General features: G+C 60.2%; 15 protein-coding genes. 7 read left to right on the top strand and 8 right to left on the bottom strand.

The window, feature by feature from the left end:
• Positions 1 to 477: 477 nt before the first annotated feature.
• On the bottom strand, positions 478 to 1,647 hold the full coding sequence (locus NVB75_RS28945) for an aspartate aminotransferase family protein (RefSeq protein ID WP_258344464.1): 1,170 nt from the start codon (positions 1,645 to 1,647) through the stop codon (positions 478 to 480).
• A gap of 103 nt (positions 1,648 to 1,750) precedes the next feature.
• Between NVB75_RS28945 and NVB75_RS28940 the strand changes: the two genes are divergently transcribed.
• Positions 1,751 to 2,656, top strand: a complete 906-nt coding sequence (locus NVB75_RS28940; protein ID WP_258344462.1) for a LysR family transcriptional regulator — start codon at positions 1,751 to 1,753, stop codon at positions 2,654 to 2,656.
• Here the strand turns inward: NVB75_RS28940 and NVB75_RS28935 are convergent.
• Both NVB75_RS28935 and fabV read right to left on the bottom strand, forming a co-directional pair.
• Entirely contained in the window at positions 2,653 to 3,276 is a 624-nt protein-coding gene (locus tag NVB75_RS28935) for an HAD family phosphatase (RefSeq protein ID WP_258344460.1), read from the bottom strand. The two genes, NVB75_RS28940 and NVB75_RS28935, sit on opposite strands and share 4 nt — an antisense overlap.
• Positions 3,277 to 3,376: 100 nt before the next feature.
• Entirely contained in the window at positions 3,377 to 4,570 is a 1,194-nt protein-coding gene (fabV, locus tag NVB75_RS28930; protein WP_258344459.1) for an enoyl-ACP reductase FabV, read from the bottom strand.
• A gap of 385 nt (positions 4,571 to 4,955) precedes the next feature.
• On the opposite strand from fabV, the gene NVB75_RS28925 reads away from it, so the two are divergent.
• Together NVB75_RS28925 and ppnN are read left to right on the top strand one after the other, a co-directional pair.
• Positions 4,956 to 5,780, top strand: coding sequence for an aspartyl/asparaginyl beta-hydroxylase domain-containing protein (locus NVB75_RS28925; protein WP_258344457.1), 825 nt, complete (start codon positions 4,956 to 4,958; stop codon positions 5,778 to 5,780).
• A gap of 147 nt (positions 5,781 to 5,927) precedes the next feature.
• Positions 5,928 to 7,301: a nucleotide 5'-monophosphate nucleosidase PpnN gene (gene ppnN / locus NVB75_RS28920; protein WP_003218868.1), complete on the top strand. Its 1,374-nt coding sequence runs from the start codon at positions 5,928 to 5,930 to the stop codon at positions 7,299 to 7,301.
• 1 nt (position 7,302) lies between these two features.
• Here ppnN and NVB75_RS28915 read toward each other — a convergent pair whose 3' ends face one another.
• Positions 7,303 to 7,695 carry a RidA family protein gene (locus NVB75_RS28915; protein ID WP_258344456.1) on the bottom strand — a complete coding sequence of 131 codons (393 nt, stop codon included), beginning with the start codon at positions 7,693 to 7,695 and terminating at the stop codon, positions 7,303 to 7,305.
• On the opposite strand from NVB75_RS28915, the gene NVB75_RS28910 reads away from it, so the two are divergent.
• Positions 7,696 to 8,037: a hypothetical protein gene (locus NVB75_RS28910; RefSeq protein WP_258344454.1), complete on the top strand. Its 342-nt coding sequence runs from the start codon at positions 7,696 to 7,698 to the stop codon at positions 8,035 to 8,037.
• Between the two features lie 32 nt (positions 8,038 to 8,069).
• Complete coding sequence (locus NVB75_RS28905; RefSeq protein ID WP_063034030.1) at positions 8,070 to 8,411, top strand: hypothetical protein; 342 nt, start codon at positions 8,070 to 8,072, stop codon at positions 8,409 to 8,411.
• A gap of 14 nt (positions 8,412 to 8,425) precedes the next feature.
• Here the strand turns inward: NVB75_RS28905 and NVB75_RS28900 are convergent, their stop codons facing one another.
• Both NVB75_RS28900 and NVB75_RS28895 read right to left on the bottom strand, forming a co-directional pair.
• The gene (locus NVB75_RS28900; RefSeq protein WP_219272469.1) at positions 8,426 to 8,755 is read right to left on the bottom strand and encodes a YXWGXW repeat-containing protein; all 330 of its coding nucleotides are present in this window, start codon (positions 8,753 to 8,755) and stop codon (positions 8,426 to 8,428) included.
• A gap of 156 nt (positions 8,756 to 8,911) precedes the next feature.
• Positions 8,912 to 9,811, bottom strand: coding sequence for a DMT family transporter (locus tag NVB75_RS28895; RefSeq protein ID WP_258344452.1), 900 nt, complete (start codon positions 9,809 to 9,811; stop codon positions 8,912 to 8,914).
• 97 nt (positions 9,812 to 9,908) lie between these two features.
• On the opposite strand from NVB75_RS28895, the gene NVB75_RS28890 reads away from it, so the two are divergent.
• Positions 9,909 to 10,757 carry a LysR family transcriptional regulator gene (locus NVB75_RS28890; RefSeq protein ID WP_258344451.1) on the top strand — a complete coding sequence of 283 codons (849 nt, stop codon included), beginning with the start codon at positions 9,909 to 9,911 and terminating at the stop codon, positions 10,755 to 10,757.
• Here NVB75_RS28890 and NVB75_RS28885 read toward each other — a convergent pair.
• The gene (locus NVB75_RS28885; protein ID WP_258344449.1) at positions 10,754 to 11,650 is read right to left on the bottom strand and encodes a LysR family transcriptional regulator; all 897 of its coding nucleotides are present in this window, start codon (positions 11,648 to 11,650) and stop codon (positions 10,754 to 10,756) included. The genes NVB75_RS28890 and NVB75_RS28885 overlap by 4 nt on opposite strands.
• Before the next feature lie 97 nt (positions 11,651 to 11,747).
• On the opposite strand from NVB75_RS28885, the gene NVB75_RS28880 reads away from it, so the two are divergent.
• The gene (locus NVB75_RS28880) at positions 11,748 to 12,401 is read left to right on the top strand and encodes an NADPH-dependent F420 reductase (protein ID WP_017477288.1); all 654 of its coding nucleotides are present in this window, start codon (positions 11,748 to 11,750) and stop codon (positions 12,399 to 12,401) included.
• Positions 12,402 to 12,487: 86 nt separating this feature from the next.
• On the opposite strand, the gene mqo is transcribed toward NVB75_RS28880, so the two are convergent.
• The gene (mqo, locus tag NVB75_RS28875) at positions 12,488 to 14,134 is read right to left on the bottom strand and encodes a malate dehydrogenase (quinone) (protein ID WP_017477287.1); all 1,647 of its coding nucleotides are present in this window, start codon (positions 14,132 to 14,134) and stop codon (positions 12,488 to 12,490) included.
• Between the last annotated feature and the right edge of the window lie 121 nt (positions 14,135 to 14,255).

The raw sequence follows: 14,255 nt of genomic DNA, 5'->3' as shown, positions 1-14,255 counted from the left end.
TTAGCGAGGCTGCGTCGGCAGCACCCCCGTCATCGAGTTTGATCCGAGACCGAGGTGGGGCCCACGCAGCCTCGCTGGGGCTCGACAGCTGCTACGGGGGGGGATGGGGAGATCTAGTCCAGGAGCCGGGAAAGTGCGCGCACAATCTCTCTACTCCCCTGATTCGCGTAGCAGCTGTCGAGCTTTAGCGAGGCTGCGTCGGCAGCACCCCCGTCATCGAGTTTGATCCGAGACCGAGGTGGGGCCCACGCAGCCTCGCTGGGGCTCGACAGCTGCTACGGGGGGGATGGGGAGATCTAGTCCAGGAGCCGGGAAAGCACTCGCACGATCCTTCTACTCCCCTGATTCGCGTAGCAGCTGTCGAGCTTTAGCGAGGCTGCGTCGGCAGCACCACCGTCTTCGAGGTTGATCCGAGGCCGAGGCGTGGCCCACGCAGCCTCGCTGGGGCTCGACAGCTGCTACGGGGGATGGGGATATCTAGTCCAGGAGCCGGGAAAGTGCGCGCACTATCATCTCTACTTCCTTGGCATCGAGGGTCAGCGGCGGCAGCAGGCGGATGATCTTGCCCCGCGTGACGTTGATCAGCAGGCCATGCTCATGTGCCGCGCGCTGGGCTAGGTCGCGGTGAGGCGTTGCCAGTTCGATGCCGATCATCAGCCCTTGCCCGCGAATCGCCAGTACCTGGGGATGCTCACTCAATTCCACCCGCAGGCGCGCCAGCAGCCGATCGCCCTGTTGCGCCGCGTTGTCCAGCAGGCCTTGTTCTTCGATGATTTCCAGCACTGTACAACCCACGCGACAGGCCAGCGGGTTGCCGCCAAAGGTGCTGCCGTGGCTGCCGGGGGTGAACAACTGGGCAACGGAGGCACGGGCCAGGCACGCGCCAATCGGCACGCCGTTGCCCAGGCCTTTGGCCAGGGTCATCACGTCGGGCACGATGCCTTCATGCTGGAAAGCAAACCAGCGACCCGTGCGGCCAATCCCCGTCTGGATCTCATCAAGCATCAACAACCAGCCCTGCCGGGTGCAGTGCTCGCGCAAGGCTTTCAGATAACCCGGCGGCGCGACCTGCACACCGCTTTCACCCTGGATCGGCTCCAGTAGCACCGCGACAATTCGCGCACCAAACTTCTGGGTCACGGCTTCCAGCGCTTTCAAGTCTCCAAAGCCGACCTTGATAAAATCCCCCGGCAACTGTTGAAACCCGAGCCGCACGGAAGGCCCGTCACTGGCGGACATGGTGCCCAGGGTGCGCCCGTGAAAGGCATTCTCCATCACCACCACCAGCGGCTGTTCGATGCCCTTTTTCCAACCATGCAGCCGGGCCAGCTTCAGTGCCGTCTCGTTGGCTTCGGCACCGGAGTTGTTGAAGAACGCCTGGTCCAGCCCGGAAAGTTGGGTCAGTCGTTGGGCCAGCCGCTGCTGCCAGTCGATGCTGTAGAGGTTGGAGGTGTGCAGGAGCAAACCCGCCTGTTCACTGATGGCCGTCACCAGGCGCGGGTGGGAGTGACCGACGTTGGTCACCGCCACACCCGCCACGGCGTCCAGGTATTCGCGACCCTGCTGGTCCCACAGGCGCGTGCCAAGGCCACGGGTAAAGCTCAGGGGCAACGGTTGATAAGTGGTCATCAGGCAGGCGGCGGTCATGGCATCAGGCTCCAGTGCATCGTAGTGATGGCGCTAGTATCGTTAGCCACCCGAGCTGGATAAACTGCGCAACACTGCGATCACTTTAAATCAGGGCTTGATAATGGATCTGTTCCAGGCGATGACGGTGTACGTGAAAGTGGTGGAAGCCGGCAGCATGACGGCGGCGGCGCAGGCGTGCGGCATGTCCACCACCATGGTCGGCAATCACCTGCGCGCGCTGGAACAACGCCTGGGCGTCAGCCTGCTCAAGCGCACCACGCGCAAGCAAAGCCTGACCGAGTTTGGCGGGATTTATTACCAGCGTTGCCTGGAGGTGCTGGGCCTGGTGGCCGACTCCGAGCAGATGGCCGAACAAGCCAATAGCGATGTGCCCAAGGGCCTGCTGCGGATCACCGCACCACCGGCTTTTGGCACCGAGCGCCTGGCACCCGCACTCAGCGAGTTTTCCCAGCGCTATCCACAGATCAAGCTGTACGTGGTGCTGAGCAATCAGCGGATGGACATGGTCGACAGCGGCTTTGACGTGGCCATCCGCTTGGGCGACCTGGACGCTCCAAGCCTGATTGCGCGCCCCATGCAGGATTACACCATCACCCTCTGCGCCTCTGCGGAGTACCTGGCGCGCCGTGGCACACCTCAACGCCCCGATGATCTGCAGCACCATGACTGCCTGGCGTTCGCTTACCCGGCGACCGACGATTGGCGCGACGCCGACAAGTTGTGGCGAATGCGCGGTGCAGAGGGCGAAGTGGAAATTCCGGTTTCCGGCTCATTGACCATCAACAGTTCGCAGGCCTTGCGCCAGGCTGCCCTGGAAGGCATGGGCATCGTGATGTTGCCTGACGCCCTGGTCGAGCCCGACCTGCGGGCCGGGAAACTGGTGGCATTACTGACGGACTACCAACTGCCCAGCCGGCCAATGCACTTGCTCTACGCCCAGGACCGCTATCGCCTGCCCAAGCTGCGTGCGTTTGTGGATTTCGTCATGGAGAAGTGGGCGCGCTAGAGGCTCACCCCCAGTTCGATCAAGCGCTCACGTGTCTGCGCGGCAGATACGTGGTGAATTCCCTGCCAACCAAGCGCAGTGGCCGCCTCGATATTGCCGGCTACGTCGTCAATAAACACCACTTCACCCGGCTGGATATCCGGCAGATGGGCACGCACCTGAGCCAGGCTGGCGTGGTAGATCGCGGGATCGGGCTTGATCAGTTTGATTTCGCCGGACACCACGATGTCGCGAAAATACCGCAGGAACGGGTAGTTGGCCCGGGCATAGGGAAAGGTTTCGGCGGACCAGTTGGTGAGGCCGAACAGCGGCATCTTCGCCTCATGCAAGGCTTCGAGGATCGCCACACCCTCCGGCAATGCGCCCCGCAGCATCTCGTGCCAGCGGTCGTAATACGCCTGGATCAAGGGTTCGTGCTGCGGATGCTCGGCAATCAGCGTGCGGGTCGCCTCGGCCAGGCTGCGCCCGGCGTCCTGCTCGGTGTTCCAGGCCTGGGTGCAGACCGTGTCCAGGAACTGCTGGCGCTCATGGTCGTCGGCAATCAGCTGGCGGTAGAGATGGTGCGGGTTCCAGTCGAACAGGACACCGCCGAAATCAAAAACGACTGCACGAATCGTCATGAAGATCCTCCGTTAGCGTGGGTGTGATAACGGCCGCAGTCTGGCATGACGCGCACAAAAAAGCGGCCCCTGGAGGCCGCTTTTTCATTACCCGAAGCGCTTAAGCCTGAACCAGGCCCTTGATCTTCACGGTCGGATTCACGTCAGCGTCGTAGTCCACGCCGTCGATCTCGAAACCGAACAGGCGCAGGAATTCCGCCTTGTAGCCGGCAAAATCGCTGATCTCGTTGACGTTGTCATCGGAGACCTGATTCCACAGGGCCGCTACCGCGTCCTGAACCTTCGGCTCAAGTTCCGCGAGGTCGGCACGCAGGCGGCCATCGGCGTCGAGCTTGGGCTCTTTGCCATACAGGCTGTCCTTGAACAGGCCGTAGACCTGCTCGATGCACCCTTCGTGGGTGCCCTGCTCTTTCATCACTTTAAACAGCAGCGACAGGTACAGCGGCATGATCGGAATCGCCGAACTGGCCTGGGTCACCACGGCCTTGAGTACCGACACACGGGCGTCGCCCTTCAGTGCAGCCAGGTTTTCGCGCAGGGTCAGGACTTTCTTGTCGAGGTCCTTCTTGGCTTCGCCGATGGAACCGTTCCAGTAGATATCCTGGGTCAGCTTCTCGCCGAGGTAGGTGAACGCGGTGGTCTTGGCGCCTTCGGCCAGCACGTCGGCGTCACGCAGGGCGTCGATCCACAGCTGCCAGTCTTCACCGCCCATGACCTTCACGGTGCCGTCGATTTCTTCCTGGGTAGCCGGCTCAAGGGTGGTGTCGACCACGATGCCCTTGTCGGTGTTGATGCCCCGCAGGGTCACAGCCTTGCCGATCGGTTTCAGGGTGGAGTTGTGCACCACGCCTTGCGGGTCGGTACGGCGTGGCGCGGCCAGGCTGTAGACCACCAGGTCGATCTTGCCCAGGTCTTTCTTGATGGTTTCGATGGTCAGGCGCTTGATCTCGTCGGAGAACGCATCGCCATTGATGCTCTTGGCGTACAGGCCTTTTTCCAGCGCAAACTTCTCGAAGGCGGCGCTGTTGTACCAGCCGGCAGAGCTGAGCTTGCCTTCTTCGCCTTCTTTCTCAAAAAACACGCCCAGGGTGTCGGCGCCGCAGCCAAAAGCGGCGCTGATGCGCGCGGCCAGGCCGTAGCCGGTGGAAGCCCCGAGGACCAGCACCTTTTTCGGGCCGCCTTCAATGGCACCGTGTTCGGTCACGTAGTCGATCTGCTCTTTGACATTCGCTTCACAGCCAACCGGGTGAGCGGTCACACAGATAAAGCCACGAACCCGCGGTTTGATGATCATAAAATTTCTGCCTCTTCCAAGGTGCCGAAGGCCAATGGTGGCCATTACAGCGTCAATCGTACCGGTCTATGACGCCCGGAAAACCGAAGCGTCACGATAGTCGCAAATCTTCTGTTCACAAAATGCTATCCGCAACACCGCCGACCTGGCCATCCGCCGAGGTATTTTAGGGGAACAACGGTAAAAATCTGTGCAGCGACTTCACAAATTTCCAGCATTTAAAACGCCACGTGAGGGCGATAACACCCTATCATGACCATATTATTTCGATATGTTTCAGCCTGGGCATGATGCCCCACGGGTTGACTGATTCCTTTGCCTGGCCTGCCAGTCAATCGCGGACGGTTTTGAAGCAATCGAAAACCGCCCGATGGAGCCCGGTTTCATGAGTAAGAGCGTCATCCGCAAACGCCTGGTATCCGCCGCTTGGGTCCTTGGCGTATTGCTGTTCATTTATTGCTTCCCGAAGACCACTCTGGTTTTTCTGCTGCTGGTGGTGTTCTGTGGGCTGTATGACTTCCTGCGCAATGGCCTGTACGACGGTGAGACCATCAAGAAGTATTTCATCGGCAACGGGCGCAATACCTGGCTGCTGGCACCGTTCAACACGCTGTTCGATTTGTTGAGCCAGCGTAATCGTCACGTTTATAAAATGAACGACCTGCCGCCGGCCTGGCGCGAAGACCTGCAAAAGGTGATCGACGACGCCATGGCCAACAAGGACGAGATCATCCAGTACCTGGATGAGCGCATGGCCGAGAAAAAACGCGGCATGCTGTTTTTCCAATGGTACGGCCGTCCGATCGAGACCACCCTGGATATCCCGCAACTGCGGGAAAAACTGCCCTACGTGAAAACCATCGGCGTGTCGGTGTTCAACGAAAACCGTTCCACCTCGTTTCACTTCGGCCCGCTGCGCATGATGTTCCGCGTGCTCTACAACATGGCACCGGCGCCCCATCACGACGGCGTGTACATCCAGGTCGGCAAGCACAAACACTACTGGCACGATGACCCGCTGTTTATCTTCGACGACACGCTGATGCACGCTTCCTTCAACAAGAACGACGCCAAGCGCTACTGCCTGTTCATCGATATCGTGCGGCCAACCCTGATGCCGTCCTTGCTAAACGGCCTGATCGCGGCTTTTGCCGGAGCCGTCTTTACCTTGCGGCGGTTTTTCTACAAAAACTGGAAGCTGATTCAGTAACTTCTGCGGCATGATGGTGCGCGACGGTGTTTGCGCTCGGCTCCAGTGCCGGGGAAAATGCCAGTCCAATGCGACCGAACACGGCGCGCACTATCCTCAAGCCACTGGCCATACAAGGTCCGGTGGCCGTGCTTTCAGGGAATCAGAATGCCCCAAAGACAAGTCATCAATGCCTCCGTAAGCCCTAAAGGCAGCCTTGAAACGCTGTCGCAACGTGAAGTCCAGCAACTGAGCGAAGCCGGTACCGGCAGCATCTATACCCTCTTCCGTCAATGCGCCCTGGCCATCCTCAACACCGGCGCGCACATCGACAACGCCAAGACCATCCTCGACGCCTATAAAGACTTCGAAGTCCGTATTCACCAGCAGGACCGCGGCGTGCGCCTGGAACTGCTGAACGCTCCGGCCGACGCTTTCGTCGATGGCGAAATGATCGCCAGCACCCGGGAAATGCTGTTCAGCGCCCTGCGCGACATCGTCTACACCGAAAACGAACTGGACAGCCAACGCATCGACCTGAGCAGCTCCCAGGGCATCACCGACTACGTGTTCCACCTGCTGCGCAACGCCCGTACCCTGCGCCCGGGCGTCGAGCCGAAGATCGTGGTGTGCTGGGGCGGGCACTCGATCAATACCGAAGAATACAAATACACCAAGAAGGTCGGCCACGAGCTGGGCCTGCGCAGCCTCGACGTGTGCACCGGCTGCGGCCCCGGCGTGATGAAAGGCCCGATGAAGGGCGCAACCATTTCCCACGCCAAGCAACGCATTACCGGCGGGCGCTACCTGGGCCTGACCGAGCCTGGGATCATTGCCGCCGAGGCGCCGAACCCGATCGTGAATGAGCTGGTGATTTTGCCGGACATCGAAAAGCGCCTGGAAGCCTTCGTGCGCGTCGGCCACGGCATCATCATCTTCCCGGGCGGCGCCGGCACTGCCGAAGAGTTCCTGTACCTGCTGGGCATCCTGATGCACCCGGACAACCGCGACGTGCCGTTCCCGGTGATCCTCACCGGGCCGAAACACGCCGCGCCGTACCTGCAACAACTGCACGCGTTTGTCGGCGCAACCCTCGGCGAAGCGGCACAGGCCCACTACCAGATCATCATCGACGACCCGGCTGAAGTGGCACGGCAGATGACCGTCGGCTTGAAAGCGGTCAAACAGTTCCGCCGCGAGCGCAACGACGCGTTCCACTTCAACTGGCTGCTGAAGATCGACGAAGGCTTCCAGCGCCCGTTCGACCCCACCCACGCCAACATGGCCAGCCTGCAACTGAGCCACGCCCTGCCGCCCCACGAACTGGCGGCCAACCTGCGCCGGGCGTTCTCCGGGATCGTGGCGGGCAACGTCAAGGACAAGGGCATCCGCCTGATCGAGCAGAACGGGCCGTATGAGATTCATGGCGACCCGGCGATCATGAAGCCGCTGGACGAGTTGCTGAAGGCGTTTGTGGAACAGCACCGGATGAAACTGCCGGGCGGTGCGGCGTATGTACCGTGCTACCGCGTGGTGCAGTGAGTCAGCGCTGAACCGCTACGCACTTGATCTCCAGCAGCAAGCCTGGATTGGCCAGTTCTGATACACCAATGACCGTCCAGGCGCACAACCCTCGCGGGAACAGGCGGTTTTTCACTTCACGGAAAACCGCCATGTGTTCGCTCAGGTTCACGTGGTAGGTGGTCATGTCGACCACGTCTTCGAAGGTACACCCGCCCTCCTCCAATACCAGCCGCAGGCTCTCCCAGGCGGCGATGAACTGCGCCTCGGGATCGGTGATGACTTCCAGGTTTTCCGTGCGGCCGACCTGACCTGCGCAGTACAGGGTCTTGCCGACTTTTACGGCCGGGACGTAGCCGGCGCGTTCGACGATGGGGTGCATGGAGGCGGGGATGATGAGGTGGCGGTCGGTCATATGTTGTATCTCTTTGAGCAGCAGTATTCGATGCCGGGAAGAAAGCGGTTGGGCTATCTTTTACCGCCTGGCGCTACTCAGCGCATCCAAAAGTTTGCCCAAGGCACCTGGTCAATGAACAACAAACCTGAGCCTCAACCCACAACAGTCAGCGTTCAAGCGCTGAAAGGTCTGATTCGTTGCCTCGACAAACCGATCAGCATTGATCAGATGACACACGCCTGCGCCAAGCAGGCATCAAAATCCTCCTGGCTGGCTGGAACTCTCTTTCACGGTTCGCGTAACCTTTGGCTTATCCACGTCATATGCATGACGACTGACCCAAATCTGGAAGAACCATAGTGCGCAAACTTCCGCTACTTTTCCTGACGCTGATGCCCTCCCTCGCCCTCGCCGAAGCCATCACCTGGCCCGACCTGCCCGACACCTGCTTCGTCAGCGGCCGATCCGCTACCAGCCAGGATGTGGACACCGGTTGTGCGGCGTTTCTGATCAATGTAAAGGGCAAGGCGGCAGGCACGCCGATCAAGCTGGATATCCCGCAGTACGCCATGCATGTCGACGAGGGCACCGGCAAGGAGACACCAGTGATCCTCATCCAGGCGGAAGAGAATGGCGATGTTAAAGCGGTAGGTTACAAGGAGCTTGGCACCGGCCAGTTGGGCGCGGCGCTGCTCAGGGAAGTTCGGCTTCTGGGTACGAAGAAGCCGATTTAAGCCATTGGAATCGGTCAGCGAACCCAACCGCCGCCTTGCCAGTGATAGCCGTCATTGCGCTGTACCCAGTGCGGATGCACATAGCGATAGCCCGGGCGCTCCGGCTCCCAGTGACCATGCACCGCCACATAGCGCCCACCTTCCCAGCGCCAGTAGCCACGCGACCACACATAACCTGGCCGCCCTTCGGGCTCGACCTCAATGACCTGCACCGGCGGCGGTTGCGGCGCGACGACTTCTACATATTCACGCTGCACCGGTCGTCGATCATGCACGACCCGCTCCTCTACACACCCGGAAGCCGCGACGACCAGAGCCGCCAATGCCGCATAACGTAACAACATACAGAATCCTCGGGCGTCACCGCCCAGCGTTTACACCAAAAAAATGCCCCCTTGTTCCAGCCGCGCTCCTGCTTGGCTATAAGACTTTTTAACAGGTGCCAACTGTCAGCTTGCTGAACCCACGGGCGGACGGCAGGTAAAGAAAAACTGACCTTTTCAGGATGTACACGCTGCGACCGGTTGCTTCAAACGCACCAAAATCAGCCCCGCCACCACCACGGCGATTCCTATATACGTCGATGCATAAATCACATCGCCAAACATCAGTGCAGCCCACACCAGTGTCACCGGTGGTTCCAGGTACACCAATGCCGCCACATGGGTGGCGGTCATGACCCGCAGCAACATCCACAAACTCAGGTACGCCACGAAGGTTGAAAACACCGTCAGCCAAATGATGGAGACCCACACATCGGGAGCCCGGGGAATGCTCAGCGTATCGGTGTACAGCACTGCCGCCGCAAATCCGATCAAGGTCAGCAATGACTGAATAAACAGCGCCAGGCTGAGGTCACCGGACTGAATCTGGGCCGACCGGCGTTCGTACAGGGTGGCCACGGTCAGACCGAGCGCCGACACCAGGGGCAGTAAATACATGACCAACCCGACTTCGACCCCGCTGTTGCGGTACTGACCCGCGATCACAATCGACACGCCGGTAAAACCGATCATCAACCCCAGCCATTGCCAGCTACCACTGCGCTCGGCCACGCTGCCCGATGACAGCGCTGCCGTCATCAACGGCTGCAATGCCGCGATGATCGCCGCAATCCCCGGCGGCAAGCCGTTCTGGATCGCCACGTAGACACAGGTCAAATACAGAAACTGCGAGAGGAAACCAATCACCACGTGATGGCGGACCTGCGCCCAGGAAACCTTCAGCAGCCGCACGTTCAAAAACAGCGCCAGGCACAACGACACCAGTAAAAAACGCCAGAACAGCACATTGAAAATGCCGTCACTCTGGGTCGCCAACTTCGCGCCGATAAAGCCCGAGCTCCAAGACAGGACGAACACCATCTGTAACAGCAGCAGCCCTAAGGTCGATCGTTTCATTGAGCCTCCGGCTCGCTTGATTGACCAAAAGGCTAAGTGCCGCGCATGATTCTGTATATTTGAATAAGCTGCACCACTAATCCTGAAAAGTGGAACCATGAGCAAACAACTGAACATCGATCTATTGCGTACCTTCCACGCCGTTGCCCGCTTTCAGCGATTCAACGAAGCGGCCAATCACGTGCACCGCAGTGCTTCGACGGTGACCACGCAAATCAAAAAGCTCGAAGATCAGGTCGGCCAACGCCTGTTCAGCCGCAGCAACCAAGGGGTTGAGCTGACCATGTACGGCAAGAAACTTCTGGGCGAAACCACCGAGTTTCTCAAGAGCCACGACCGCTTGCTGGCCTCGCTCACGCCGCAACGCATGCAGGGCAAAATCCGCCTGGGTCTACCTGACTCATATGCCCCGGACTTCATGCAGGACTTTCTGCCCCGCCTGGTCGCCGACAACCCACTGTTGGAGCTGGAGGTAGAAGCGCGCTCGAGTGGCGAACTGCTGACGTTGTTCAGCAGCAGGCAGCTGGATCTGGCCCTGATTGTCAGCGCGCAGCCCTTGGAGCAAGGCGAGCGCCTGGGGGAAATCCAGCCGCTATGGGTCGCCGCCGAACACTTCAGCTATTCACCGCAGGCGCCCCTGCCGATTGCCGTGCAACTCTCGGGTTGCCCCTATCGCGCCGCAGCGATTCGAGCCCTGAAAGAGCACGGCACTTACTATCGGGTGCTACTGGAAAGCGCGAGTTCGCCCGCGGTTGAAGCGTGCATCCGCAGTGGCATGGCGGTGGGGTTGGTGGAAGAGAGCCGGATGGGTAAAGGATTGACGCGCCAGATTACTGGAGCTGAACTGCCGCCGCTGCCGCTGCATCACCTGTACCTGCTTGGCGACAGCAGCAACCTGTTGGCACTGCACCTGTATGAGCAGGTCAAAGCCGGCTTCAGCGTCTAGGGCGGGCCGAAACGCAGCAGCACCGCATCGACAAATCGCCGCAGCTTGGCAGTGCGCTGGCGGTTCGCCGTGTAGAGCAAATGCATCTGCCGGCTTGGCGCTTCAAACTCTGGCAGCAAGCGCACCAGTTCGCCACGCTTCAGGGCCGAGCGTAAAAAATCTTCTGGCCCCAGGACAATCCCAAAACCATCCAGCGCCGCAGTCATCAACGCCCGGCTTTCATTCACATGCAGGCGGCTGGCGACCTGGGCCTTGTGCAAGACAGCGCCTTGGTAGAACGACCATTCGCGATCAGCCGGGCGTGACCAGTAGGCGTATCCCAGGCACTCGTGGTGTTCAAGGTCTGCCGGCGTCACTGGCGTGCCTCGCTCGGCCAGGTACTTCGGCGACGCGCAGACCACCAGGCGGTAAGGCTGCAGCGGCCTGGCGGTGAGGCTGCTGTTCGCCAGCGGGCCGATGCGAAACGCCACTTCGTAGCCCTCCTCCACCAGGTCGACAAACCGGTCGGTCAGGTGCAGGTCGATTTCGACCTCGGGGTTGTCCCGTAAAAATTCGGTCACCAGTGGCATCAGGCTGTAAGAGCCAAAGGTCACGGGCGCGCTGACCTTGAGCTTGCCCCGTGGCGTGTCGTTCATGATCTGCGCGAGGGAGTCCGCCGCCTCTGCTTCCGTCAGGATATGTTTGCAACGCTCGTAGTACGCGCTTCCCAGCTCCGTCAGGCTTTGCCGGCGCGTGGTGCGGTTGAGCAAGCGTGCGCCCAGGCGCTGCTCCAGGGCCGCCACATGCTTGGCCACCATCTGTGGCGACATTTCCAGGCGCTCGGCGGCCCGGGCGTAGGACCCCAGCTCGGCAGCCATCACAAAGGCACTCATGCTTGAAAGGCGATCCATCATTCACCACTCCCAGTAACAACACTCAGACCAGAACGGCCATTTATCCTCATCCAGTAGCCAATCATCATAACGGCTCTCTCAACCAAGGAGCACCGACATGAAAATTGGCATCATCGGAGCAGGCTTTATCGGACGCGCTGTTGCGCAATTGGCGTTGGCCGCCGGCCATGAAGTGATGTTGAGCAACTCTCGCGGCCCGCAGTCCATGAGCAGCGTGCTGAGTGGCATTCGCGGGGTTCAAGTGGGCACCGCGCAAGAGGCGGCGCAATTTGGCGAATTAGTGCTGCTGGCCATTCCGTTCGAGCATTACCGCAGCGTGCCGGCGCAGTGGCTGGAAGGCAAAACCGTGATGGATGCCAACAACTACTACCCGAATCGCGACGGCCATATTCCCGTGCTCGACCGTTTCGAAACCACCACCAGCCGGTTGGTGGCCGAGCATCTGTCGCAGTCGAATGTAGTGAAAGTGTTCAATGCCATCCTGGCGCCGGACCTGACTCAGGACGCCCGCACCCGCGGTGCGCCGGACCGGCGTGCGCTCCCGGTCGCAGCGGATGACCCTGCAGCCAAGGCGCAAGTCATCGCCCTGCTGGACGAGATCGGCTTCGACGCCGTAGATGCCGGTGGGCTGGATGAGAGCTGGCGGTTTGAACGCGCCAAGCCGGCGTACTGCATACCTCTGGATAAAGCGGGACTGAAGGCAGCGTTGGCAGCTGCAGAGCGCCAGGTCGAATTGCCCGCGCGCTGGTAACACCTGCAAAAAGCCCGCTGACCGTTACCGGTTCAGCGGGCTTTTTTTACATCGGGTTGATCCTGAATCAGGACCTCGCCAACGTCTTACAGCGCGATGTCAGAAGCTGGCTTGCTCGGCTCAGCCGCAGGCTTGGCAGCCTCGGTGGCTTTTGGAGCAGTCAGTTGCGGAATCGCTGGCGGAGGCGTCAGTTGCAGAATGTTGGCGGTGTAGGCCCATTCTTTAGCCACAGCTTCCGGGCTGTCGTTCAGCTTGGTGCCGTAGCTAGGCACGATCTGGTGCAGCTTTTCCTGCCAGGCCGGCGAAGCAACCTGTTCCTTGAACACTTTCTGCAGCACGGTCAGCATGATCGGAGCCGCGGTGGACGCGCCTGGCGATGCACCCAACAGGCCTGCAATGGTGTTGTCAGCCGAGCTGACCACTTCGGTACCGAGTTTCAGGACGCCGCCCTGCTCTTCGTCACGCTTGATGATCTGCACACGCTGACCGGCTTGCCACAGGCGCCAGTCTTCTTTCTTGGCGTTCGGGAAGTACTCTTGCAGCGCCTTGAAGCGGTCGTCATCCGACAGCATCAGTTGGCCAGCGAGGTACTCGACCAGTGGGTATTCGCGGATACCGACTTTGGTCATTGGCCAGATGTTGTGGGTGGTGGTGCTGGTCAGCAGGTCCAGGTACGAGCCTTCTTTCAGGAACTTGGTCGAGAAGGTGGCGAATGGGCCAAACAGAATCACGCGCTTGCCATCCAGCACGCGGGTGTCCAGGTGCGGAACCGACATCGGCGGTGCGCCAACGGAAGCTTTACCGTAGGCCTTGGCCAGGTGCTGCTCGGCAATCGTTGCGTTATCGGTCACCAGGAACGAACCGCCAACAGGGAAGCCCGCGTATTCCTTGGCTTCAGGAATGCCCGACTTCTGCAGCAGGTGCAGTGCACCGCCGCCCGCGCCGATGAACACGAACTTGGCGTCGGTTTCAGTCTTGGTGCCGTCTTTCAAGTTCTTGTAGCTGACGCGCCACGAACCGTCGGCGTTCTTGGTGATGTCCTGCACTTCGCTCGACAGTTTCAGGTCGAACTTCGGTGTGGTTTGCAGGTGAGCGACGAACTGGCGGGTGATCTCGCCGAAGTTCACGTCCGTACCGATCGGGGTCCAGGTGGCCGCGATTTTCTGGTTCGGGTCACGCCCTTCCATCATCAGCGGGACCCACTTCTTGATCTGAACCGGGTCTTCGGAGTACTGCATGCCGGCGAACAGCGGGCTCGCTTGCAGCGCTTCGTAACGCTTCTTCAGGAACTTGATGTTGTCATCGCCCCACACGAAGCTCATGTGCGGAGTGGAGTTGATGAACGAACGCGGGTTCTTCAGGACGCCCTGCTGAACCTGCCAGGACCAGAACTGACGGGAGATCTGGAACGCTTCGTTGATCTCGACCGCTTTCGGGATTTCAACGTTGCCGTTCTTGTCTTCCGGGGTGTAGTTCAGCTCAGCCAAAGCCGAGTGACCGGTACCGGCGTTGTTCCAGCCGTTGGAGCTTTCTTCGGCCACGCCATCAAGGCGCTCGACCATCTCCATCGACCAATCCGGTTGCAGCTCATTGAGCCACACACCCAGGGTTGCACTCATGATGCCGCCGCCGATCAGCAGCACATCGACTTTCTTTGCCTCTTCCGCGTGAACGGAAGTGATCCCCATCGACAAAGCCAGCCCCAGCAGGGCAGTGTTTACTTTTTTAAACATCAGTAGCACCTATGATAAAACGCCATCCGCCCCACCGCCCCTGATCATGGGCAACCCTCAATCACGCTGCGCCAGGCAACGCACCGCGGGGTTTGCACATTCATTCGGGGACCGCAGGGTG

It is taken from the genome of Pseudomonas sp. CBS (assembly GCF_024734645.1).
GTDB lineage: Bacteria > Pseudomonadota > Gammaproteobacteria > Pseudomonadales > Pseudomonadaceae > Aquipseudomonas.
Note: the sequence above shows the minus strand (reverse complement) of the source record. Positions and strands in the feature narration are given on the sequence as shown.

Bases quoted from the DNA above. Each gene is read 5' to 3' on its own strand.
- NVB75_RS28945 (WP_258344464.1), bottom strand. From the start codon at position 1,647: ATGACCGCCGCCTGCCTGATGACCACTTATCAACCGTTGCCCCTGAGC.
- NVB75_RS28940 (WP_258344462.1), top strand. From the start codon at position 1,751: ATGGATCTGTTCCAGGCGATGACGGTGTACGTGAAAGTGGTGGAAGCC.
- NVB75_RS28935 (WP_258344460.1), bottom strand. From the start codon at position 3,276: ATGACGATTCGTGCAGTCGTTTTTGATTTCGGCGGTGTCCTGTTCGAC.
- fabV (WP_258344459.1), bottom strand. From the start codon at position 4,570: ATGATCATCAAACCGCGGGTTCGTGGCTTTATCTGTGTGACCGCTCAC.
- NVB75_RS28925 (WP_258344457.1), top strand. From the start codon at position 4,956: ATGAGTAAGAGCGTCATCCGCAAACGCCTGGTATCCGCCGCTTGGGTC.
- ppnN (WP_003218868.1), top strand. From the start codon at position 5,928: ATGCCCCAAAGACAAGTCATCAATGCCTCCGTAAGCCCTAAAGGCAGC.
- NVB75_RS28915 (WP_258344456.1), bottom strand. From the start codon at position 7,695: ATGACCGACCGCCACCTCATCATCCCCGCCTCCATGCACCCCATCGTC.
- NVB75_RS28910 (WP_258344454.1), top strand. From the start codon at position 7,696: ATGTTGTATCTCTTTGAGCAGCAGTATTCGATGCCGGGAAGAAAGCGG.
- NVB75_RS28905 (WP_063034030.1), top strand. From the start codon at position 8,070: ATGCCCTCCCTCGCCCTCGCCGAAGCCATCACCTGGCCCGACCTGCCC.
- NVB75_RS28900 (WP_219272469.1), bottom strand. From the start codon at position 8,755: ATGTTGTTACGTTATGCGGCATTGGCGGCTCTGGTCGTCGCGGCTTCC.
- NVB75_RS28895 (WP_258344452.1), bottom strand. From the start codon at position 9,811: ATGAAACGATCGACCTTAGGGCTGCTGCTGTTACAGATGGTGTTCGTC.
- NVB75_RS28890 (WP_258344451.1), top strand. From the start codon at position 9,909: ATGAGCAAACAACTGAACATCGATCTATTGCGTACCTTCCACGCCGTT.
- NVB75_RS28885 (WP_258344449.1), bottom strand. From the start codon at position 11,650: ATGATGGATCGCCTTTCAAGCATGAGTGCCTTTGTGATGGCTGCCGAG.
- NVB75_RS28880 (WP_017477288.1), top strand. From the start codon at position 11,748: ATGAAAATTGGCATCATCGGAGCAGGCTTTATCGGACGCGCTGTTGCG.
- mqo (WP_017477287.1), bottom strand. From the start codon at position 14,134: ATGTTTAAAAAAGTAAACACTGCCCTGCTGGGGCTGGCTTTGTCGATG.